General features: G+C 35.2%; 1 protein-coding gene and 1 pseudogene. One reads left to right on the top strand and one right to left on the bottom strand.

Features of this window, described 5'->3' with window-relative positions; all coding sequences use genetic code 11:
- The coding region (locus tag CZ487_RS28135) for a methyl-accepting chemotaxis protein (RefSeq protein WP_077210822.1) at positions 1-1,394 on the bottom strand (1,394 nt) is incomplete at its 3' end.
- 1,599 nt (positions 1,395-2,993) lie between these two features.
- Here CZ487_RS28135 and CZ487_RS28130 point away from each other — a divergent pair.
- Positions 2,994-3,833 (top strand): annotated as a pseudogene (locus CZ487_RS28130) (MFS transporter); the annotation flags it as partial.
- Between the last annotated feature and the right edge of the window lie 2 nt (positions 3,834-3,835).

Below are 3,835 nucleotides of genomic sequence, written 5' to 3'. Positions count from 1 at the left end.
TCTTGAACATCATATGTGACTTGTTCCATTGAGTTATTAGATCGAATCATATCATGTTGAATTTCAGAAATTAAATTTGAAATTTGGGAAGAAGACGATCGTGATTGTTCAGCTAATTTTCTCACTTCGTCCGCAACAACAGCAAATCCCTTCCCGTGCTCACCTGCTCTTGCTGCTTCAATCGCTGCATTCAACGCTAATAAATTCGTTTGCTCTGCTATAGCGGAAATAACACCAGAGATATCACCAATTTCTTGCGAACGTCTTTCTAGGGATTTAAGTACTTCTCCACTTTCAGATACGGACTGGCTGATAGAGTTAATTTGTTTCACGGTTTTATCAACAAATTCTCCGCCTTCTTGTGCTTTTTGAGTAGCTTGCGAACTCACTTCTGAAATGAAAGCTGCATTTTCAGCTAGTGTTTGCACCTGTGTAGCTACTTCATCTAATGAACTCGCGCTCTCTTCGACACTAGCAGTTGAATGTTCAGCTCCATTTGCTACTTGCTGAATAGATTCGGTAATTGATTCTGTTGCTCTACTCGTTTGCTCAGCATTAGCAGTTAATTCCTCGGAAGAAGAAGCCACTTGTTCTGAGGCTAGTATGACCTTATTCATCATGTCTTTCAGATTCATAGCCATAAGGTTATAGCTCTTGGTTAATTCTCCTAATTCATCACGAGAATGATCCTTTACTTTAGCTGTAAAATCACCCTTACCTGCTAATTCAAGAGCATTTGTAACGGCATGAAGTCTCTTCTTTATAGTTAATGTAAATAGGATAACTACTAAAGTTGACAGGGAAATGACTACAGCGAGAACGATTAAGAATGTTACTAAAAAGCTTTTTAAAATTTTTTCAATTATGCTTTGCGGGGCTCCTACATAAAACATTCCAATAGGATTATTGTTTTGATCTAATAAAGGCATGTAAGCAGTTTGATAGACGTTACCGGCTACATGAGCCTCTCCGAAATAGGTTTCTCCATTTTTTATAACCGACTCCACAACTTCATTTGAAGCCTGTGTTCCAATAGCACGTTCATTATTTACTATAACATTGGTAGATACTCGAGTATCTTCTAAGAAAATGGTTACTGTATCTCCAGTGTCTTCTCCAATCTCGTCAACGATAACATAATTTTCATTAATGGGAATTGAACCTTTATACAGTTCATCCCCTTTTCTTTCCCATTCACCTGGATATTTACTATCCAAATATCGATAAGATAGGTTGAGATCTCCTTTTGCCTTTTCTATTGCAAATTCCTCTATCCCCTTTGTAATTTGATAGTGAACAATCGCACCTACAATAGCTGACAAGATAAGAATAATAGTTATTACTAATAAATTAATTTTTGTACCTAATTTTAAATCTAAAAAAACCTTCAACATTAACACTCCATATAAAATAGTTTTGGATCAAGCAAAAATTTTTTGGATATTTAAAATATTTTTAAGTAACTTCTAAGATTGAGATATTACCGGACTAGTAGAGAAATGCATTAAATAATATGTACGCCTCAATTTGGTTCATACTTCATAATAGCTCCAAACCCCAAACCAAAATGTATAATCTTATGGTTTTATACATATGTAATGTTACTTTTTAACTAGAGACATAAATTATACCTCTATGAATAAGGTCATAGCAAGAGAAAAATAATTTTATTAGAGAGGGTAAAGATATTGGCATAGTGGACTATCTAAATACTAGATTGAGATAAAAAAGTGTTTGAAGAATGTAAAAATACACAAAAATAAAGCTGACCTATTATAGATGTTAAGAGGACAGCTTTATTAATTAAGGCAATATGGATTTTTCAAAGTTTGTGCTTCGCATGAATCCTTTCTTTGAAAGAGTCATAAGATTGTCGAAACAGAGGACGGATGAATTCTGTTCGTAATCAAGAGTGATGACTTCCCCGTCCAAGATACAATTAAGAAATGGTGAGAAGTTCTGTATATTAGAAAATACATTATTAGAACGCCTGTGAAGATGGTTATTTTACCACAGTCATAAGCATATATAGTCCAAATATAAATATCGGAAAAAATAAGGTAGCCCCTAAGATTAATCTATATTCCAGAACTTCGATTTAGTGATTCAAGATTCCACCCTATAGTTTCATCCATAAAGAATAGTTTGATATAGATAAATTAATAATCGGCTGGTAACTAAAGTGATATCGGTTCACAAATTTAATAAATGTTTTAACATCTGTTATGGAATTCTGAAAAGAAACAACTCGAAAGTTTAGGCTTTTATGGAAACGAATGTAATTAATTAGGATTTCTCCTGTAATGTTTTCAAGAAAATTAACATCCGTATGATTCAAGATATACTTATAAATTCTATTTAGTGATGCTTTCTTTTGTTCGTTTATCCATAAATTAGAATGCTTAAATTGACGAGTAAGTGCTTTACTTCTTTTCAGGTATTGCCCTTGCGGCAAAGTTTCTGTAAGCATGTAATTCACCACTTCCATTTTAAAATATGTTATAAATAGCAGTTCTTTAGAACCGTAATATTTTAACACCCAAATTGTGATTCACTAAATTGATTTATAAATAAAAAAAATTTATAGGCAGACAACTAGACCCCTAATTTTCTATCAAAATATATTAGCAGTAACACCCTATCACAATTATTCCCCATAATCATCCCATGAAAATTAAGAAAAAAATATTACTTGACAGGGCAAATGCAAAAAAGGCCATCATTTCAGTATACCATAGAATATGACACCAAAGTGAAAATACGTATTTATTGTCGGTAGCTAAAATTATTTTGTTGTACAGCCTCAGTCGCTGCTGGAACTGTGAAACATTTTATAGAAACTTTGATATTTTTTCATAAAGCATGTATTTACGGTTGTGTGATGGTCACGGGCACCAAGTTCTTCAAAACTGGTATTAATATGTCTAAAGAGCATTCCAGTGCACGGAATATACAGGCTCTACACATCCACATATTTTCGTTTCGTTCCAAATTTCTCAACTCAGACCCCCAAAGAAATCGCAGGAACGAGGCTGGGCACCTTACAGACCGGTAGTATCACCGGACAGTTATTCGGCCCTCTGCTTGGGGGAGTTCTGGCTGATACGGTTGGATATGCAACAACCTTTAGATGGACGTCAATTGCAATCATTATCTCAGCTTTATTAGTCATTGCAACGAAAGAATATCGAATGCAGGATAAAAAAGGGGCCAAAACGAATTATTCCAGCAAGGAAGTTATTAGGCATATAACACAGCATCCTGTTTTATTAAATGTTCTGCTTATTTCAACCCTTATTCAAATTGCACATTTTAGTATTCAACCGATTCTATCCCTATATGTCAGTGAACTCCACGGACAAGAAAATTTGGCACTATTTTCTGGCATTGCCTTTTCTGCCGCTGGACTTGGCAACTTAATGATGGCAAGGCAATGGGGAAAAGTAGGCGATCGCTTTGGTTATATTAAAATACTAATTACCCTCCTATTTTTAGCGGCCATCTTTTATTTACCTGGGGCCTTTGTTACGAATTTCTGGCAGCTCGTATTCATCCGCTTTGCGCTTGGTATAGCGATTGGCGGAATTATTCCCGTTAGAGTGGCGTATATTCGCCAGGAAGCCCCCATAGCTATGCAAGGAGAAGTATTAGGCTATAATACGAGCCTACGCTTTTTTGGGAATATTATCGGACCAATGATGGGTGGATTTGTTTCAGGCTACTTTGGTTTCTCAGCGGTATTTTATATCACAAGCGCCATCCTTCTTGTGAGTGCTCTTCTCCTATTAGCAGCAAAGCAAAAACATCATGAAGTAGTTAAGAATACAGCATAAAA

This window comes from Robertmurraya dakarensis (genome assembly GCF_900156875.1).
Classification (GTDB): Bacteria; Bacillota; Bacilli; order Bacillales; family Cytobacillaceae; genus Robertmurraya; species Robertmurraya dakarensis.
The sequence above is the reverse complement of the archived record's forward strand: the minus strand, read 5'-3'. Positions and strand labels throughout refer to the sequence as shown.